Origin of the sequence: Pseudomonas sp. NPDC007930 (assembly GCF_042958985.1) — a bacterium.
Classification (GTDB): Bacteria; Pseudomonadota; Gammaproteobacteria; order Pseudomonadales; family Pseudomonadaceae; genus Aquipseudomonas.
In genome coordinates, this window is the sequence record NZ_JBIBKC010000005.1 from 264660 (window position 1) to 281823 (window position 17164).

The following is a 17164-nucleotide window of genomic DNA, read 5'->3' on the forward strand; positions in this document are numbered from 1 at the left end:
AGTGCAGCATGGGCGCAACCTTCAACAGCCTGGTGGGCCTGGTGATCCTGGCCCTGGATATCTGGGCGATCATCAATGTGCTGAAGAGCCGGGCCGAGATCGGCATGATGGTGCTGTGGATCCTGCTGATCGTACTGCTACCGGTGCTGGGGCTGATCATCTGGGCCGTGGCCGGCCCGCGCGGCAACGTTCGCTTATAAACCCCTGGGTTCTATTTCCTCCCGCAAACCCCTTAAAATGCCGACCTCCTGCCCATGGCCCGGTACTGGCCGCGGGCAAGGAGGGCGCGAGCCTGCCTGATTCACAACGAATTTTTCACCGGCGATCACTGAGAATCGCCGGCTAGCCACGCGCGGCCTCTTTACACCTGGGCCCGCGCACTCCCATTACATCCGCGCACGGAACCACACCCTACATGGCCACACAGGACGCCCTGAGCCCGAACCGCCAGCCACCCCGGCGGCGCCAGCCCACCCTGAAGTCGCACCTCGCCTACCTGTTGCTCTGCGCCATTGCCCTGCTGTTGCTGCAGGCTGGCCTGCGCCTGGCCCTGTTGATGTACAACCGCGACCAGATCGGCGACACGCCCGCCTCGACCTTTCTCGAGGCGTTGTTCAACGGCGCCCGGTTCGACCTGAAAATCGCCGTGTTCCTGCTGGTGCCGGTGCTGTTGGCCACGCTGTTCGCCTTTACCCTGCGCTGGCGCGGGCTGTTCCGCCTGTGGCTGACCGCCACCTCCAGCCTGGTGCTGTTCCTCGGGGTGATGGAGCTCGACTTCTACCGTGAATTCCACCAGCGCCTGAACGCCCTGGTCTTCCAGTACATGAAGGAAGACCCGAAAACCGTGATGAGCATGATCTGGTACGGCTACCCGGTGGTGCGCTACCTGCTCGCCTGGGCGCTGGTCACCTGGTTGCTGAGCCTGGTATTCAAGGGCATCGACCGCCTCACCCTGCGCCGTGACGCGCTGGAGGCCGACCTCGGCGGCCGCCGCGTGGCGCCCTGGTACGGCCGCGTGGTGGTGTTCCTGGTGCTGCTGTGCGTGGCCGTGGTCGCCGCCCGTGGCACCCTGCGCCAGGGCCCGCCCCTGCGCTGGGGCGATGCCTTCACCACCGATTCGATCTTCGCCAACCAGTTGGGCCTCAACGGCACCCTGAGCCTGATCGAAGCCTACCGCACCGCCAACGGCGAAGACCGCGCCAATATCTGGAAGGCCACGCTGCCCCAGGCCCAGGCCACCGCCGAAGTGCGCAAGCTGCTGCTGACCCCGAACGACCAACTGATCGACGCCGATTCGGCGGCCGTGCGCCGGGTGTTCACCCCGCCAGTGGAAAACACCCTGCCAGGGGTGAAGAACGTGGTGGTGATCCTGCTCGAAAGCTTTGCCGGGCACTCGGTCGGCGCGCTGGGCAGCGACGCCGGCATTACCCCGTATTTCGACGCGCTGGCCAAGCAGGGCCTGCTGTTCGACCGGTTCTTCTCCAACGGCACCCATACCCACCAGGGCATGTTCGCCACCATGGGCTGCTTCCCCAACCTGCCGGGCTTCGAATACCTGATGCAAACCCCGGAAGGCAGCCACAAGCTGTCTGGCCTGCCGGCGATGCTCAGCCCGCGCCACTACAGCGACGTGTACGTGTACAACGGTGATTTCGCCTGGGACAACCAGTCCGGCTTCTTCGCCAACCAGGGCATGACCACCTTCATCGGCCGCAACGACTTCGTCAACCCGGTGTTCTCCGACCCCACCTGGGGCGTGTCCGACCAAGACATGTTCAGCCGTGGCAACCAGGAGCTCGACAAGCTCGCGGCCACCGGCAAGCCGTTCTACGCGTTGCTGCAGTCGCTGTCGAACCACGTGCCATACGCCTTGCCGCCGCAACTGCCGGTGGAGCGCGTGACCGGCCACGGCAACCTCGACGAGCACCTCACCGCCATGCGCTATTCCGACTGGTCGCTGGGGCAGTTCTTCGAGAAGGCGAAAAAATCGCCGTACTACAAGGACACCCTGTTCGTGATCGTCGGCGACCACGGTTTCGGCACCAACTACCAAGTGACCGAGCTGGACCTGGCGCGTTTCAACGTGCCCATGCTGATGATCGCCCCGGGCATCCAGGAGAAGTTCGGCGCGGTGAGCCACACCGTCGGCACCCAGATCGACATCGTGCCGAGCATCATGGGCCGCCTGGGCGGCGCCGCCCAGCACCAGTGCTGGGGCCGCGACCTGCTCAACCTGCCCGCCGGGGACCCAGGCTTCGGCGTGATCAAGCCCTCGGGCAGCGAGCAGACCATCGGCATCGTGCGTGGCGACCGCTTGCTGATCGAATCCAAAGAGCTTGACCCGCGCCTGTACCAGTACACCCTCGGCCGCCACTTCGAGGCGCAGAAGGTCGAAGACCAGGCCACCGTCGACAGTTGGCGCCTCCAGCTTGAAAGCTTCATCCAGACGGCGACCAAGAGCCTGCTCGACAACACCGCCGGTGCCCAGCAAAGCACCCGGGAATAAAAAAAGGCCCGGCAAGTTATTGCCGGGCCTTTTTTGTGTGTACGGGGTTGGGGCCCTTAAGCCCCCTTCCCGAACCCGGTCAAACGCAAGCCACTGGCCAGCGCCCCCACCAACGCAAAGCCACACCCCAACCACAGGGCCACCTGCGGCCCCGCCGTGGTCGACAGGTGAAAGCACAGCGCCACCAGCGAAGCCCCCAGGGTTTGCCCCACCAGCCGCGATGTCGCCACCACGCCGCTAGCCCCACCGCTGCGGGCGGGCGGGGCGCTGGTCATCAGCGCCTTGAGGTTGGGCGACTGGAAGAAGCCAAAGCCCGCCCCGCACAGCGCCATGCGCCAGCCGATGTCCCAGGCGCTGGCGCCCGGTTGCAGCAGCGCCAGGCTGGCCATGCCCAGGCACAGCCCGAGCAGGCCGATGCCGCCCAGTAGCCCGGGCGGGTAGCGGTCAGACAACCGCCCGGCCACCAACGCCATCACCGCCACCACCGCCGGCCACGGGGTGATCAGGTAACCGGTGGCCACCTGGCTGTGGCCGAGTTGGTATTGCAGCATGAACGGCAGCGACACGAACGCCAGCCCCTGGGTGCAGAACGAGCACACCGCGGTGAGCGACGACAGCGCGAACAGCGGCCGGCGGTACAGGTCTTGGGCGAGGATCGGCGCCGGGTGCCCGGCCTGGCGGCGCACCAGCGCCACCCCACAGGCCAGCGCCAGCAGCAGCTCAGCCACGGTGAGCCAGGGCGACACGCCATGCACGCCAGTGGTCAGCGCCAGGGTCAGGCCGCCGAACAACAGGCTGCACAGCAGCGCCGCGCCGCGGTCGTAGCTGTGGCTGGAGCGTTCGAGGGTGGGCAGGTTGCGCCGGGCCATCCACCAGGCCGCCACGCCGATCGGCACGTTGATCAGGAACAGCCAGTGCCAGGAGGCAAACGAGAGGATCGCCGAGGCCACGGTCGGTCCCAGGGTGAACGACATGCCCACCACCAGCGAGTTGATGCCCATGCCGCGGCCGAGCATGTGCGAGGGGTAGATGAAGCGCAGCAGCGCAGCGTTCACGCTCATCAACGCCGCCGCGCCCAGCCCTTGGGCAACCCGGGCGATGGCCAGCGACGGCAGCGACCAGGCCAGGCCGCAAAACAGCGAAGCGAGCACGAACACCCACAGCCCGCCCAGGTACACGCGGCGGTGGCCGAGCACTTCACCCAGCGAGGCGAACGGCAGGATGGTCGCGACCATCACCAGTTGGTAGGCGTTGACCACCCAGATCACCGACGCCGAATCGGTGTTCAAGCCTACGGCCATGGTCGGCAGGGCGGTGTTGACGATCGCGGTGTCCAGCGTGGCCATACCCACGGCCAGGCACACGGCGATTACGGCGGGGATCAGGCGCTCACGGGGCAACCCATCGTCTAGGGCGGGCATTGGTGTCCTTAGCTAGCTACGTAACGGAATCGCTAGCGTAGCAGCTTGCCGGGGCCGTTTCGGTAGATTTTTCAGGGGGCTCGCGGGCCGCGCGCCGGGGCCATGGAACTTGCCGAAAGCCGCCAGGCTCTGAGCGCTAACCCCCTGCAGGATTCGGCCATGGCCACCGCCCCTGATGTTTCCCCCCGCGCCTTGCGCGCGCTGGATGCGTTGAACTTCTTCCTGGCCGATGTACGCGATGGCCTGGGCCCGTACCTGGCGATTTACCTGCTGGCGGTGCGTGGCCCGGAGCAGGGCTGGAATGAGGCCACCACGGGCGTGGTGATGACCCTCGCCGGGTTGGCCGGGCTGGCTGCGCAGATGCCGGCCGGGGCGCTGCTCGACCGCTGGGTGCGCAAGCGCGCGGTGGTGATCGCCGCGGCGCTGGTGGTCACCGCCGGCTGCCTGCTGCTGCCGTGGGTCAATGGCTTCTATGCCGTGGCCGCGACCCAGGCCGCCGCGCAAATCGCCGCGGCGTTCTTGCCGCCGGCGTTGGTGGCGATCACCCTCGGCGTGGTCGGCCCCAAGGCCCTGGCGCGGCGCATCGGCCGCAACGAGGGCTTCAACCATGCCGGCAATGCCACCAGCGCCGCGTTGGCGGCCGGGCTGGCCTGGTACTGGGGGCCGCAAGTGGTGTTCTGGTTGATGGCGCTGCTGGCGCTGTTGTCGATCGTCGCGGCCAGTGGCTTGCCGGCAGCCTCGCCGGTGCCGCATACCGCCAGCGAGGCCGCGCCCGCGCAGAACCCGCTGCGCTGGCTCAAGCAACAACCCACGTTGGTGCTGTTCGCTTGCCTGGCGGCGCTGTTCCATCTGGCCAACGCGGCGATGCTGACGTCGGTGAGCCAGTTGCTCGCCCGGCAGGTGGGGCAGGCCAGTGCCACCTCGCTCACGGCGATTTGCATCGTTGCGGCGCAGTGCGTGATGGTGCCGGTGGCCTTGCTGGTGGGGCGTTATGCCGAGCGCATCGGGCACAAGCCGATCTTCCTGTTGGGCTTCGCCGTGCTGGCGCTGCGGGGGCTGTTGTACCCGCTCTCGGACAGCCCCGGCTACTTGCTGGCCGTGCAATGCCTCGACGGCATTGGCGCGGGCATCTATGGCGCGTTGTTCCCCTTGGTGGTGGCGGCACTGTGCCCGGGGCGGCGCTTCAACTTTGCCCAGAGCGTGGTCGGCACGGCCCAGGGCCTGGGCGCGGCGGTCAGCGCCAGCCTGGCCGGCGGGGTGATCGTCGCCGCCGGCTATGGCCCGGCGTTCTGGATGCTCGGGGGGATAGCCGGCGCCGGCGCGCTGCTGTACCTGTGGCGCATGCCAGAGACGGCTAATCGTTCACGGCCAACGCCGCCGGTTGCATCATCTGCCGCACCACCGCCAGGGCCTTCTCCACGCCCCGGCCATTGAGGTGGTCGTTGTCTTTGTACCAGGACTGCTGGTCGCCGATCAGGCAGCGCTGGCTGTCGCAGAATACGGGGTCCATCGAGAACAGGCGGATCTGCCCGGGCGCGGCCAGGGCGCCAAACACCTCGCGGGTAAAGTGCTGCATGTGTTCGTGCTCGGCATAGGGCACCGACAGGGTGCGCACGGTGTCGAGCTTATCGCCCTCGCTTTGCTCGGTCTGGTGCGCCAGGCGGTAATACAGGTTGCGCGGGCTGGCCAGTTGTTGCGGCGCCTGGGCGAGCACATCCACCTGCACGCCAAGCGCGCGGTAGGCCGCCACGGTGCGTTGCAGGCCGGCGCGGAACACCTCCCGCGAGGTGGCGAGGTCTTGCCCGCTGTGTTCGGCGTCGGTGAGGAAATAACGCACCTTGCGCTGCTCCTGATAGCCGCCGTCGGTGTACAGCGCCCAGCGGGCGATCAGCACCACGTGGCGGGTGTTGTGCGCCTTGATGTAATCGTACTGGCGCTGGGCAAGGTTTTCGCAGGCGCCCTGGGCATAGTTGCCGGCCACCACGCTCACCCCCAGCAGCGGCGGGCAGCCGCCCACGCCCAGGTGCACCACGCTCAGGCCCAGGCGCTCGCCCAACTCGGCGAAGGCCGGCAGCATGGCCTCGGAATGGCTGTCGCCGAACACCGCCAGGTCCGCGCCGCGGTCGCCCACCGGCGGGCCGAAGAAGCACAGGTCGATGCCAAAGCCAGTGCCGTTGTAGCCGCGGTCGCAGCCCTCGCGGATGGTCGGGTCGTCGAAGGCGGTGAGCATGGCGGGGTCGACGTTATAGCGCTGCGGAAAGCCCTGCTTCAGGTAGCCCACCAGCCCCACGCCGACGAACAGCATCGATGCCAGCGCGCCGGCGGTGAAGATCTGCCGGCGGCTGACCCGGCGTTTGTCGCGAAAGGGTGTTTCGATGTACTTCCAGCTCAGCCACGCCAGCACCAGCGACAGCAGCGCCAGGCCGAGCATCACCGGCAATGGCGGCGGCACCAGGCTGCGGTTGCGCGCCAGGGCGAACAACGGCTGGTGCCACAGGTAGGCGCTGTAGCTGATCAAGCCGATGAACACCATCGGCCGCCAGGCCAGCGCGCGCCCGACCAGCGTGTGGCGGCTGGCGCAGGCGATGATCAGCGCCGCGCCAAGGGTGGGCGGCACGGCGTGCAGGCCAGGGAAGGGGGTGGCGTTGCCGTAGCTGAACAGCGCAAAGGCAATCAGGCCCAGGCCCAGCAGGCCGCCGGCCTCGTGCAGCAGGCCCTGGGGTGTGGGGCGTTGCGGCCGGGCGACCAGCCAGAACGCCAGGAACGACCCCAACAGCAGCTCCCAGGCCCGCGAGGGCAGCAGGTAGAACGCCGCGCTCGAGGCCGCCTGGGCGCCGGTTTCCGCCCACAGCAGGCTGGCCACCGCCAGCACTGCCAAGGCCGCTACCAGCAGCCGGCGGCCGGCCTTGAAGCCGAGCATCATCAGCAGCGGGAACAGCACGTAGTACTGTTCTTCCACGGCGAGTGTCCAGGTGTGCACCAGCGGCTTGAGGTCGGTGCCGCTGTCGAAGTAGCCGGTTTCCATCCAGAACAGCGCATTGGAGGAAAAAAACGGCACCGCCACCAGGCTTTTGGCGAAGCCGCGCAAGGCGATGGGGTCAAGCCACTGCCAGGCGAACGGCAGGCAGAAGGCCAGGACCACGAACAACGGCGGCAGGATGCGCCGCGCTCGGCGTTCGTAGAAGGTCACCAACGAAAAGCGCTGCTGGCTCAGCTCGGTGGCGATGATCGAGGTGATCAGATAGCCGCTGATCACGAAGAACACGTCTACGCCCACGAAGCCGCCGGCCATTGGCTCGAAGCCGGCGTGGTAGAGAATCACGGCAAGCACGGCAATCGCGCGCAAGCCGTCGACCTCCGCGCGGTAGGCCACGGAGGGGGCGTGTTGGGCATTGTTCATGGTCAGAACCTGCAGGAGGGGCAAACGCCGGGCGCGCCCACGCTACCGCCACTGCACGGGGCAGGCGGGTGGGAACATGTCGGGGGAGATACGAACAGGTTTTTACGCCTGTTCGCGGGGGATGTCGAGGGGGCAGATGCGGGCGAGGGGCCGCGCGGGCTTACTGCGGCTGGTAGATCTTGTCGAAAATCCCACCGTCGGCGAAGTGGGTTTTCTGCACGGTGCGCCAGTCACCGAAGGTTTTTTCCACGCTGATCAGCTCGACTTTCGGGAAGCGGTCGGTGTACTGGGCGGCCACCGCCGGGTCCCGCGGGCGCAGGAAGTTCTGCGCGGCGATGTTCTGCCCTTCCGGCGACCACAGGTACTTGAGGTAATCCTCGGCCACGGCGCGGCTGCCTTTCTTGTCGACCACTTTGTCGACCACCGCCACCGGTGGCTCGGCCTCGGCCGAGACGCTGGGGTACACCACTTCGAACTGGTCGCGGCCGAACTCGCGGGCGATCATTTCGGCTTCGTTCTCGAAGGTCACCAGCACGTCGCCGATCTGGTTCTTCATGAAGGTGGTGGTGGCGGCGCGGCCACCGGTGTCGAGCACCGGCACGTGCTTGAACAGTTGGCCGACGAACGCCTGGGCGGCGGCGGCGTCACCGCCGTGCTTGAGGGTGTAGGCCCAGGCCGAGAGGTAGGTGTAGCGGCCGTTGCCGCTGGTTTTCGGGTTGGGCACGATCACCTGCACGTCGCCCTTGACCAGGTCGGGCCAGTCTTTCAGGCCCTTGGGGTTGCCCTTGCGGACGATGAACACGGTGGCGGAGGTGAACGGCGCGCTGTTGTTCGGCAGGCGCGCGGCCCAGTCTTGCGGCACCAGCCCGCCGTTGTCGGCAAGGGCGTTGATGTCGGTGGCCATGTTCATGGTGATCACGTCGGCGGGCAGGCCGTCGATCACCGAGCGCGCCTGCTTGCTCGAGCCGCCGAACGACAGCTGCAGGTTCAGCCCGGCATCGGGGTGCTCGGCGCTCCAGTGCTTCTGGAAGGCGGCGTTGTAGTCGCGGTAGAAATCGCGCATCACGTCGTAGGAAACGTTCAGCAAGGTGGTGGTGGCGGCCAGGGCGGTACCGCTCACGGCCAACCCGGCGGCCAGCAGGGAGGCGCTTAACAGTTTATTCACGTGCGTAGGTCCAGGTGATGTGGCAGGGCAGACAACGCACGCGACTATAGCGGGCCGCCGCCCGCGCCGAAAGCACCGAAACTGCTGACCTTATGCCGGTTTTACAGGTGCCGCAGCGGCGCGCTGCGCAGCAGTTCGCTCACGTAGCCCACCGGGCTGGGGCTGTTGACGATGTCATACATCATTTCGCGTTTGGCCCGTGGCAGTTTTTTGGCCACCCGGCGGGCGGTGTCGGCCACGGCTTTCTCGTTGCCATGGATGGCCATGGCCAGGCTCACCGAGAGGAACGCGTCGGTCAGGCTGTAGGCCGGTGCCTTGGAAGAAGAAGGGGCCAGTTGGCCGAAGCGTTGGGCAAGCGTACGCAGCATCGCAAAGCTCCTTGGGTGAACGGGGTTAGTCCTGTTGGGTATCTCGGGAAAACACCAGGTCCAGCGCGGGCAGGGCGAACGGGCTGGCGGCGAGGGTGGCGAACGAAGCGATCAATAAGGTCAGCAAGGGCAGGGACATGGCGGCGGCCTCGGTTGCGGTGGGCGGTGTGAGGGTAATCCTACGCCCGGCGCCGTTTGGCGGAAGTCGTTTGCCATGATGGTGGCTATTGACGCGAATGATGGACGCCGCCACCGGTGGTATAGTCCGCGCTTTTGCCAAGAGGCTTGCGATGAAACCGTACCTTGTTGCCGCCGCCCTGCTGGCCCTGACCGGCTGCGCGGGCATGAAGATGGGCCACGCCCGCGACGCTGGCGCGATCGCCAGCCTCGACTCGGCGCGCCCGGCCGCGGACCTGGCGCAGTGCGTGGAAGTCACCTGGGCCAGCCAAAGCCTGTTCGGCGCCGAGGCCGACGCCTTCACCGAGCGCTCGGGCAAGGGCTTGTACACCGTGTCGGACCACGCCTCGGACTACTTCGCCGACATCACCGCCAGCGGCGCCGGCAGCCAGGTGAAGTTCTACGGCAACCCGCGCAGCGGCGACCAGGCGCGCAAACGCCAGGCCACCCTGGCCACCTGCCTGTAACCCCGGCACGCCACGGTGGACCTGTTCCAGGCCATGGGCGTGTTCGTGCAGGTGGTCGAGCGCGGCAGCCTGACCGCCGCCGCCCAGGCCTGCGGGCTGTCGGTGACGATGGTCGGCAACCACCTCAAGGCGCTCGAACAGCGCCTGGGGGTCAGCCTGCTCAACCGCACCACCCGCCGCCAGCGCCTGACCGAATTCGGCCAGGCCTATTACCGCCAATGCCAGGAGGTGCTCGGCCTGGTCAGCGCCAGCGAGCAACTGGCCGAACAGGCGCGCAGCGAGCCGCGCGGCCGCCTGCGCCTGGCCGCCCCGCAAACCCTGGGCGCCGAGCAACTGGCCCCGGCCCTGGCCCGCTACATGCAGCGCTGCCCGCAGGTGGAAGTGGAACTGGTGCTGAGCAACCTGAAGGTCGACCTGCTCGAAGACGGCTTCGACGCGGCCATCCGCTTGGGCCCGCTCGGCAACCCCGGGGTGATCGCCCGGCCGCTGCGCGACTACACCCTGACCGTGTGCGCGGCACCCGAGTATCTGGCCCGGCGTGGTACGCCGCGGCACCCGCAAGCGCTGGCCGAGCACGACTGCCTGGCGTTCATCTACCCGGCCGGGGATGACTGGAGCGAACAAAGCCAGTTATGGCTGCTCGGTGGGGAGCGGGTCAACGTCGCTGGCCGGTTGCGGCTGAACAGCTCGCAGGGCTTGTACCGCGCCGCCCGCGCCGGCATGGGCATCGCCATGCTGCCCACGGCGTTGGTGGCGGCCAGCGTCAGCGACGGCAGCCTGGTCGCGCTGCTGCCCGATTACCCGTGCCCGACCCGGCCGATGCACCTGGTGTACCCGGCCGACCGCTACCGTTCAGCCAAGCTGCGCAGCTTCGTTGATTACCTGATCGAGCTGTGGGGCAAGTGAGCCGCCGAGCAGCGCCGCCAGGCCGGCGACCAGGGTTGCCGCCTCGGCATCGCTGAGGTTCAGCGCCGGCGCCAGGCGTATCAGCCGGTTTTCGTGCACCGTGAGCAGCAGGTTCTGCTCCTGCAGCGCCCGGCGGGCCAGCCCGGGCACCACCTGGGGCAGGGCCAGGGCCAGGTGTAGGCCCTCGCCGCGCACCTCCACGCCGCTGCCGCTGAAGCACGCCCGCAGCGCTTGGCGCAGGCCCGCCTGGCCGGCGCGTGCCGGCAGCCCCTGCTGCGCCATCACGCCGAGGGTTTCCCAGCCCAGCCGGCAGGCGAGGGCGCTGACGCCGGGCACTTCCAGGCCGAGGTCACAGAAGCGCGCCAGCCGTGGCGCCACCAGGCAGGCGCCCCAGGGTGCGCCTTCACTGAGCCCACCGGCCACGCTGAGAACATCCGGGCGCACCCCGGCGCCCTGGCAACTGAACCAGTGGCCGGTACGGCCGATGCCAACCTGGGTGTCGTCGAGCATCAACAGCCAGCCTTGGCGCTGGCACAGCGCCGCCACCGCCGGCAGCCAGCCGGCCGCGGCCGTTGGGCCCTGCAGCGGCAGCCCGGGCAGCCACACCGCGGCGATCCGCGTGCCGTGCTCGGTGGCCGCCGCCTGCAGCGCGCCGAGGTCGCCGTAGGGCACCCGCACGCTCTCCCCCGGCGCGCCGCCCAAGGCCAGCCGGTGGTCGTCACTGGCGCTCAGGGTGGCCAGGGTATGGCCGTGGTGGGCGCCGCCGAACACCAGCACCTGGGGCTGGCCAATGCCCTTGTACCAACCCCAGAGCCGCGCCAGCTTCAGCGCGGTTTCGTTGGCGTGGCAGGCGCTGGGGGTGAGCACCGCCCGCTCGGCCTCGGCCAGCTCGCAGAGGCGCTGGGCCAGCCGGCCGTGCCAGGGTTGGCCGAGCTGGGCCGGCGGGTTGAGGCCCTGGCGGGCGTGCTCGCTGAGCGCTTGCATCAGCACCGGGTGGGCGTGGCCGAGGGGGCCGGGGGTGGTGTCGAAGTAGGCCTGGCCTTCGGCGCTCCAGGCGGTACTGCCCAGGGCATGGGGGGAGGGGAGAGCGTGCATGGTCGGCGTCCTGGCGAGGTGTGGGGCCAGTATCCGCAAGGGTGCCAGGGTGGATAAACGCGGGTTTGCTGCAAGGATTTTAAAGTTGGGGTTGATAATCGAGGGCCCTTCGCCCGGCACAGCCGGAGTGCCGGACCACGGCCTCCCACGGATTTGTGTAAGTACTTGATTTACGAGGCAACACACACCCCGTGGGAGGCCGGCTGTGCCGGGCGAAGGGCCCTGAAGCTCATGCACAAAATCAGCAGAGCTCACAGATTGATCCCTTCCTAAAATCTGTGAGATTGCTTAAGTGAACAGCATTACGGCTGTGCCGGGCGATGGGCCCGCCAGCCTTACCCCTTGCGCCGCGGCCTGGACACCACCGACTCGATATTCTTGCGCCCGATCAGCGGCGCCCGCTCATGCTCCGGGGCCTCCAGCCACTTGTACATCACTAGGCAATCGACCAGGCCCAGCGCCCCATGGCGGTAGGCCTTGGGCAGCCGCCCGACCTCCTCGAAGCCGAGCTTGCGCCACAGCGCCACCGCCACCTCGTTGGTGGCCACCACCGAGTTGAACTGCATCGCCAGAAACCCCGCCGCGCGGGCTTGTTGCTGGGAGTGCTCGCACATCAGCCGGGCCACGCCCTTGCCGCGGGCGGCCTCGCAGACCATGTAGCCGCAGTTGCTGACGTGGCTGCCGGGGCCGCTGGCGTTGGCCTTGAGGTAGTAACTGCCGAGCAGTTCGCCGGCCTCTTCGGCGACCCAGGTTTGCAGGGGCAGGCCCAGCCATAGGTGTTCAGCCTGTTCACGGGTGGTGTCGGCGGCGTAGGCGTAGGTGGCCTGGGCTGTGACGACCGCTTCGAACGTGGGCCAGAAGCGGTCGAAGTCGCAGGCTTGCATGGGGCGCAGGGTGATCATCGGGCGGGCTCCGGGTGGCGAAGCCGCCGATGATACCTGCCTGGGGCTAACCGCGCAGCCGCGCGTCAGGGCGCACGGCGGGAGCGCCGAGCAGGTAGCGCTCGGCCAGCCAGCCGAAGGCGATGCCCACGCCGCCCCACAGCGCCAACTGGATGCCCAGCGCCACGGTGCGGAACTGCCACAGCAGGGTGGCGCTGAAGTGCTCGGGCACCTCGTTCACCGCCGGGAACGCCGCGCCAGCCACCGCCATGATCAGCGCGTACAGCAGCGCCGCCAGCAGTGTGGCGTTCCAGCCGCCCAGGCGTGGCAGCAGGCTGCGCGCGGCATTCACCGCCAGCACCATCGCCGCCACCGACACCAGCACCATCAGGAAGAACAACCGGGTGCGTTGGGCAATGGTTTCCGGGCTGCCCACCGCCGGCGGGTTGGCCGGGTACTTCAGGGCCGGTACCAGGTACACCGCGATGATCGCCAACAGCGCCAACAGCGCCGCCAGCCCGCGCGGGCTGAGCTTGAACGCGCCGAGGCGGCCCATGGCGTAGGCAAACACCAGGGCGAACAGCCCGCCCATCGACAGGCTGTAGACCATCACCCCGGTGAACAGGCCAACGCCGCCCTGCACCTGGCGGCTGAACACCTCGGGCTCTTCTTCTTCGGCGGCGCTGGGGTCGCCATGGCTATGGCTGTGGCCGGCGCTTTCTTCGAAGGCGATGGCGCGATCCACCTGGGGCTCGCCGAACACTTTCGCCACGGCGAACGCCAGCAGGCCGGCCAGCAAACCTGCGATCAGGCCGCGTAGCAGCAAATTACCAGTCATGTGAAGCTCCGGTCAGTGGCAGGGAAAGCCCAGCAAGTGGCGGCCATCGTGCACGAACTCATGCACCGCGGTACCGGAGAACATTGCCGTGGCGCCTTGCTCGGCACCGACGAAGTACAGCGCCAGCATCAGCAGCAGGCCGGCAAAAACGGCCCAGGGCAGAATTTGCCCCAGCGGCAGGGTGGGCAGCGACAGGTCATCGCTGAGGGGGGCACTGGAGGTGCGGGTGGTCATAGAAGCTCCTGGGAATACGCGTCCCGGCAAAGGCGAAGTGGAACGAAACAGGGTCTGGCTCTCGTGGTGACGATTACAGTGGCGCGACCGCGCCGGGCTTGCACCGGCTTCCTGCGTCGAGGGCCAAGGATAATGGGCTTGGCCGGTTAGCGCCAGAAGCAGCAAGTTTCAAGTTCACCTTGGTAAGTGAATGTTACGCTACGGTTTACCTTCGACCTGCCGTTGAGCGCCGCTAACCCCATGATCGAATTCAACAACGTTTCTGCCTTTCAGCAACAACACCAGGTGTTCGAGCACTTTTCCCTGACCATCGGCGAGCATGAGCGGGTGGCCATTCTCGGCCCCAACGGCGCCGGCAAAAGCACCCTGCTCAAGCTGGTGACCCGGGAGATCTACCCGGTGGTGCGCGACAACAGCTACCTCAAGCTGTTTGGCGACGAAACCGTGAACCTCTGGGCCCTGCGCGCCAAGCTCGGGTTTGTCTCGCAAGACCTGCAAGAAGACTACACCCCCTTCACCACCGCCCTGGAGGTGGTCACCTCGGGCTTTTTTGGTGCCATCGGCGCCCACGGCCACCTGCAGCCGAGCGCCGAGCAGATTGCCCAGGCCCGCGCCATGCTCGCCACGGTGGAAATGGCCGAGTATGAAGGGCGTATGTTCCAGCGCTTGTCGACCGGGCAAAAGCGCCGCCTGTTGCTGGCGCGGGCCTTGGTGCACGGGCCGCGGGCGTTGATTCTCGACGAGCCGGCCAACGGCCTCGACATGGGCGCCAGCCTCGGCATGCTGGCGTTGATGCGCAAGTTTTGCGGCCAGGGCCGGGGGATGATCATCACCACCCACCACATTGATGAGATCATCCCGGAAATTGATCGGGTGGTGCTGCTTGATCGCGGCAAGATCGTCGCCGATGGCCCCAAGGCCGAGGTGATTACCAGCGAAAACCTGTCGAAGCTGTACCACACCCCGCTGCGCATCAGCGAAGAGGGCGGCTGGTACCGCTGCTGGCACGCCTGAGCTCAGCGGCGGAATTTCCCCCGCCGGCGCGGTTCTGATCCTCACATGCCATCGCTTCGAGGACCGCGCCATGACCGACCACCCCCGCCTGGCCAACCGCTGCACCGGCAGCGGCCCGCATAACCTCAACAGTACCGAGCGCAGCCTGTACCTGGCCGCCGGCGCCGCGTTGGCCGCCGATGGCGTGCGCCGTGGCGGGGCGGGCGGGCTGCTGCAGCTGGCCGCGGGCGCCTGGGCTGGCTGGAACGCCTACCGCGGCCGCTGCCCGCTCAAGGCCCGCCTGTGCCCCGCCGAGGCCCCGGTGGATGCCGCCCTGGCCAGCGCCGTGGCGGTGCGCAGCCTGACTGTGAACGCCGCGCCGGAGCAGGTGCTGGCGTTCTTGCAACACCCGGCCAATGTCGGCGAGCTGCTGCCTTGGGTCGATACCATCGAGGAAGTTGCCGGCGGCCACTACCGCTGGGCGATTCGCGGCCCGGCCGGGCGCACGCTGCACTGGTTGCTGGAGCAGGTTGCCGACGGCGACACCTTGCACTGGCGCACCCCGGCTGGCAGCCGCTGGGCGGTGCACGTGCAGGCCAGCCTGAGCACGCCACGGCACGGCCGCGGCACCCAGGTCAGGGTGCTGCTCAGCGCCGACCCGTTCCCCGGCAAGGCCGGCCAGCTGTTTGCCGGGCGCCTCAGCCAGTTTGCCGACGGCGCCTTGCTCACCCTCCTGCAGCGGGTCAAGCAGCAGCTGGAAACCGGCGAGGTGAACGCCCAGGACGCTGAGGCCAACGACTTTTTGTTCGTGCACCCGGCCAACCCTGAGCAGCCTGGCGGCTAAACCCGCCGGCTGCGGCCGATTGTCTCATTCAGGGAGTTTCATTTAGCCCTGGGGCTCGCTATGTGATTTTTTATATAGCGAATACCTCGGGGCTTTTCGATGCGTCTATTTCAGCACTTTGCGCGCGCCACGCCGTGGCTCGCGGGGCTTGGCCTGGCCGGGCTGGTGGGCCTGTCGCTGCTGCTGGGGCGCTACCCGCTGAGCGCGGCGCAGGTGCTGGCGGCGCTGGCTGGCCAGGCCGACGCGCTGACCCGCCAGGTACTGTGGGGCACGCGTTTACCGCGGGTGCTGGCGGCGCTGTTGGTGGGCGCCGGGCTGGCGGTGGCCGGCGCCGCCTACCAAGGGGTGTTTCGTAACCCGCTGGTGTCGCCGGGTTTGCTCGGGGTGTTGGCCGGTTGCGCCTGCGGCGCGGCGGCCGGCGTGCTGCTGGGCGCGGCGCCGGCGGTGGTGGCGCTGCTGGCCACCCTCGGCGGCTGGCTGGCGGTGGGCCTGGCGCTGGCTATCGCGCACTGGGCCGAGCGCGGTTCGATGCTGGTGCTGCTGCTCGCCGGCCTGCTCAGCGCGGCGTTGTTCAACGGTGCGCTGTCGTTGCTCAAGTACCTGGCGGACCCTCAGGAGCAATTGCCGTCGATCGTGTACTGGCTGCTGGGCAGCCTGGCCAGCGTCGACACCCACCTGTTGCGCTGGGTCGGGCCGATGCTGCTGGCCGCGACCCTGGCGCTGTGCGCCATGGGCCGGCTACTCGATGCCCTCAGCCTGGATGACGACGAAGCCGCCAGCCTCGGCCTGGCGGTGCGGCCGTTGCGCCTACTGGTGATCGTCCTGGCCACTGCCACCAGCGCGCTCACCGTGACCCTCGCCGGCATGGTCGGTTGGGTCGGCCTGCTGGTGCCGCACCTGGCGCGGCTGTGGTGGGGCCCGGCCCACGGCCGCTTGCTGCCGCTGTGCGCGCTGCTCGGCGCTGGCTTTGTGCTGCTCGCCGATGACCTGGCGCGCAGCCTGGGCCCGGGCGAGATTCCGCTGGGCATCGTCACCGAGCTGGCCGGGGCGCTGGTGTTTGTGCTGCTGCTGCCGCGCTTGCGCCGGGGCTGGGCATGAGCCGCCTGGTGGCACGTGGGCTGGCCGCCGAGGTGGCCGGGCGAGTGGTGTTCAGCGGCGTGGACCTCGCACTAGGCGCGGGCGAGTTCGCCGTGCTGCTGGGCGCCAATGGCGCCGGTAAAAGCACCTTGCTGCGGGTGCTCGCCGGGTTGCTGCCGGCCCACGCCGGGCAGCTCGTGCTCAATGGCCAGCCGCTGGCCAGCCTGGGCCGGCGCGCCATCGCCCGGCAGTTGGCCTGGGTGCCCCAGGCCCACGTGCCGGCTTTCCCGTTCAGCGTGCGTGAGTGGGTCACCCTTGGCCGCTTGCCCAGCGCCGGGCCCTGGCGCCGGCCCAGCGGCGAAGACCGCGAACAGGTTGAGCAGGCCCTAACGCGGATGGCCGTGGCCCACCTGGCCGAGCGGCCGTACACCCAGCTTTCCGGTGGCGAGCGCCAGCGCGTGCGGCTGGCCCGGGCGTTGGCCCAGGCCGCGCCGATCCTGCTGCTCGACGAGCCGGCCAGCCACCTGGATTACGGCCAGCAATGGCGCTTGCTCGAACACCTGCGGGAACTGGCCGGGGAGGGCTACACGGTGCTGGCCGCCAGCCATGCCCCGGAACAGGCGCTGGCCTGTGCCAGCCGCGCCCTGGCCTTGCACCAGGGCCGGCTGGTGGCCGATGGCGCCCCCGCCGAGGTGCTCGATGCCGCGCGGGTGCGGCAGTTGTACGGCGTGCCGCTGCGCCAGCTGGACCACCCCCCTTACCGTTTTTTCGCCCCTTGAGGTTACCCCTGTG

At 68.4% G+C, this 17164-nt stretch carries 17 protein-coding genes and 1 riboswitch; of the genes, 9 read left to right on the top strand and 8 right to left on the bottom strand.

Annotated elements, in window-relative coordinates; translation table 11 throughout:
- Positions 1-8: 8 nt before the first annotated feature.
- Together ACFZCE_RS13810 and ACFZCE_RS13815 are read left to right on the top strand one after the other, a co-directional pair.
- A complete protein-coding gene (locus ACFZCE_RS13810; protein ID WP_390939799.1) occupies positions 9-200 on the top strand; it encodes a PLDc N-terminal domain-containing protein in 192 nt (63 codons plus the stop codon).
- Positions 201-415: 215 nt separating this feature from the next.
- Entirely contained in the window at positions 416-2506 is a 2091-nt protein-coding gene (locus ACFZCE_RS13815) for a sulfatase-like hydrolase/transferase (RefSeq protein ID WP_390939802.1), read from the top strand.
- Between the two features lie 56 nt (positions 2507-2562).
- Here ACFZCE_RS13815 and ACFZCE_RS13820 read toward each other — a convergent pair whose 3' ends face one another.
- A complete protein-coding gene (locus ACFZCE_RS13820; protein ID WP_390939804.1) occupies positions 2563-3927 on the bottom strand; it encodes an MFS transporter in 1365 nt (454 codons plus the stop codon).
- 159 nt (positions 3928-4086) lie between these two features.
- Between ACFZCE_RS13820 and ACFZCE_RS13825 the strand changes: the two genes are divergently transcribed.
- A complete protein-coding gene (locus ACFZCE_RS13825; protein ID WP_390939806.1) occupies positions 4087-5361 on the top strand; it encodes an MFS transporter in 1275 nt (424 codons plus the stop codon).
- Here ACFZCE_RS13825 and ACFZCE_RS13830 read toward each other — a convergent pair.
- The 3 genes from ACFZCE_RS13830 to ACFZCE_RS13840 all read right to left on the bottom strand — a co-directional run bounded on the left by ACFZCE_RS13830 (position 5282) and on the right by ACFZCE_RS13840 (position 8860).
- Positions 5282-7327 carry an SGNH hydrolase domain-containing protein gene (locus ACFZCE_RS13830; protein WP_390939808.1) on the bottom strand — a complete coding sequence of 682 codons (2046 nt, stop codon included), beginning with the start codon at positions 7325-7327 and terminating at the stop codon, positions 5282-5284. The genes ACFZCE_RS13825 and ACFZCE_RS13830 overlap by 80 nt on opposite strands.
- Before the next feature lie 160 nt (positions 7328-7487).
- On the bottom strand, positions 7488-8492 hold the full coding sequence (locus ACFZCE_RS13835) for a sulfate ABC transporter substrate-binding protein (RefSeq protein WP_390939810.1): 1005 nt from the start codon (positions 8490-8492) through the stop codon (positions 7488-7490).
- A 101-nt stretch (positions 8493-8593) separates the two neighbouring features.
- Positions 8594-8860, bottom strand: coding sequence for a hypothetical protein (locus tag ACFZCE_RS13840; protein ID WP_390939812.1), 267 nt, complete (start codon positions 8858-8860; stop codon positions 8594-8596).
- A 290-nt stretch (positions 8861-9150) separates the two neighbouring features.
- Here ACFZCE_RS13840 and ACFZCE_RS13845 point away from each other — a divergent pair, with 290 nt between their 5' ends.
- On the top strand, positions 9151-9504 hold the full coding sequence (locus ACFZCE_RS13845; protein ID WP_390939814.1) for a hypothetical protein: 354 nt from the start codon (positions 9151-9153) through the stop codon (positions 9502-9504).
- 15 nt (positions 9505-9519) lie between these two features.
- Positions 9520-10410 (top strand): LysR substrate-binding domain-containing protein, encoded by an 891-nt coding sequence (locus ACFZCE_RS13850; protein ID WP_390939816.1) that lies wholly within the window; start codon positions 9520-9522, stop codon positions 10408-10410.
- On the opposite strand, the gene ACFZCE_RS13855 is transcribed toward ACFZCE_RS13850, so the two are convergent.
- From ACFZCE_RS13855 to ACFZCE_RS13870, 4 genes are all read right to left on the bottom strand, one after another.
- Entirely contained in the window at positions 10357-11505 is a 1149-nt protein-coding gene (locus ACFZCE_RS13855) for an aminotransferase class III-fold pyridoxal phosphate-dependent enzyme (RefSeq protein ID WP_390939818.1), read from the bottom strand. The two genes, ACFZCE_RS13850 and ACFZCE_RS13855, sit on opposite strands and share 54 nt — an antisense overlap.
- A gap of 335 nt (positions 11506-11840) precedes the next feature.
- On the bottom strand, positions 11841-12407 hold the full coding sequence (locus ACFZCE_RS13860) for a GNAT family N-acetyltransferase (protein ID WP_390939821.1): 567 nt from the start codon (positions 12405-12407) through the stop codon (positions 11841-11843).
- A gap of 46 nt (positions 12408-12453) precedes the next feature.
- Positions 12454-13224, bottom strand: a complete 771-nt coding sequence (locus tag ACFZCE_RS13865; protein ID WP_390939823.1) for a CbtA family protein — start codon at positions 13222-13224, stop codon at positions 12454-12456.
- Between the two features lie 12 nt (positions 13225-13236).
- A complete protein-coding gene (locus ACFZCE_RS13870) occupies positions 13237-13458 on the bottom strand; it encodes a CbtB-domain containing protein (RefSeq protein ID WP_390939825.1) in 222 nt (73 codons plus the stop codon).
- A 52-nt stretch (positions 13459-13510) separates the two neighbouring features.
- Positions 13511-13570: riboswitch (cobalamin riboswitch) on the bottom strand.
- A gap of 128 nt (positions 13571-13698) precedes the next feature.
- On the opposite strand from ACFZCE_RS13870, the gene ACFZCE_RS13875 reads away from it, so the two are divergent.
- The 4 genes from ACFZCE_RS13875 to ACFZCE_RS13890 all read left to right on the top strand — a co-directional run bounded on the left by ACFZCE_RS13875 (position 13699) and on the right by ACFZCE_RS13890 (position 17151).
- Positions 13699-14472 carry an ATP-binding cassette domain-containing protein gene (locus ACFZCE_RS13875; RefSeq protein WP_390939985.1) on the top strand — a complete coding sequence of 258 codons (774 nt, stop codon included), beginning with the start codon at positions 13699-13701 and terminating at the stop codon, positions 14470-14472.
- Positions 14473-14542: 70 nt separating this feature from the next.
- Positions 14543-15295, top strand: a complete 753-nt coding sequence (locus ACFZCE_RS13880; protein ID WP_390939827.1) for an SRPBCC family protein — start codon at positions 14543-14545, stop codon at positions 15293-15295.
- Between the two features lie 99 nt (positions 15296-15394).
- Positions 15395-16393, top strand: coding sequence for an iron chelate uptake ABC transporter family permease subunit (locus ACFZCE_RS13885; RefSeq protein ID WP_390939828.1), 999 nt, complete (start codon positions 15395-15397; stop codon positions 16391-16393).
- A complete protein-coding gene (locus tag ACFZCE_RS13890) occupies positions 16390-17151 on the top strand; it encodes an ATP-binding cassette domain-containing protein (RefSeq protein WP_390939830.1) in 762 nt (253 codons plus the stop codon). The genes ACFZCE_RS13885 and ACFZCE_RS13890 overlap by 4 nt, the downstream gene beginning before the upstream one ends.
- The last annotated feature ends 13 nt before the right edge of the window (positions 17152-17164 follow it).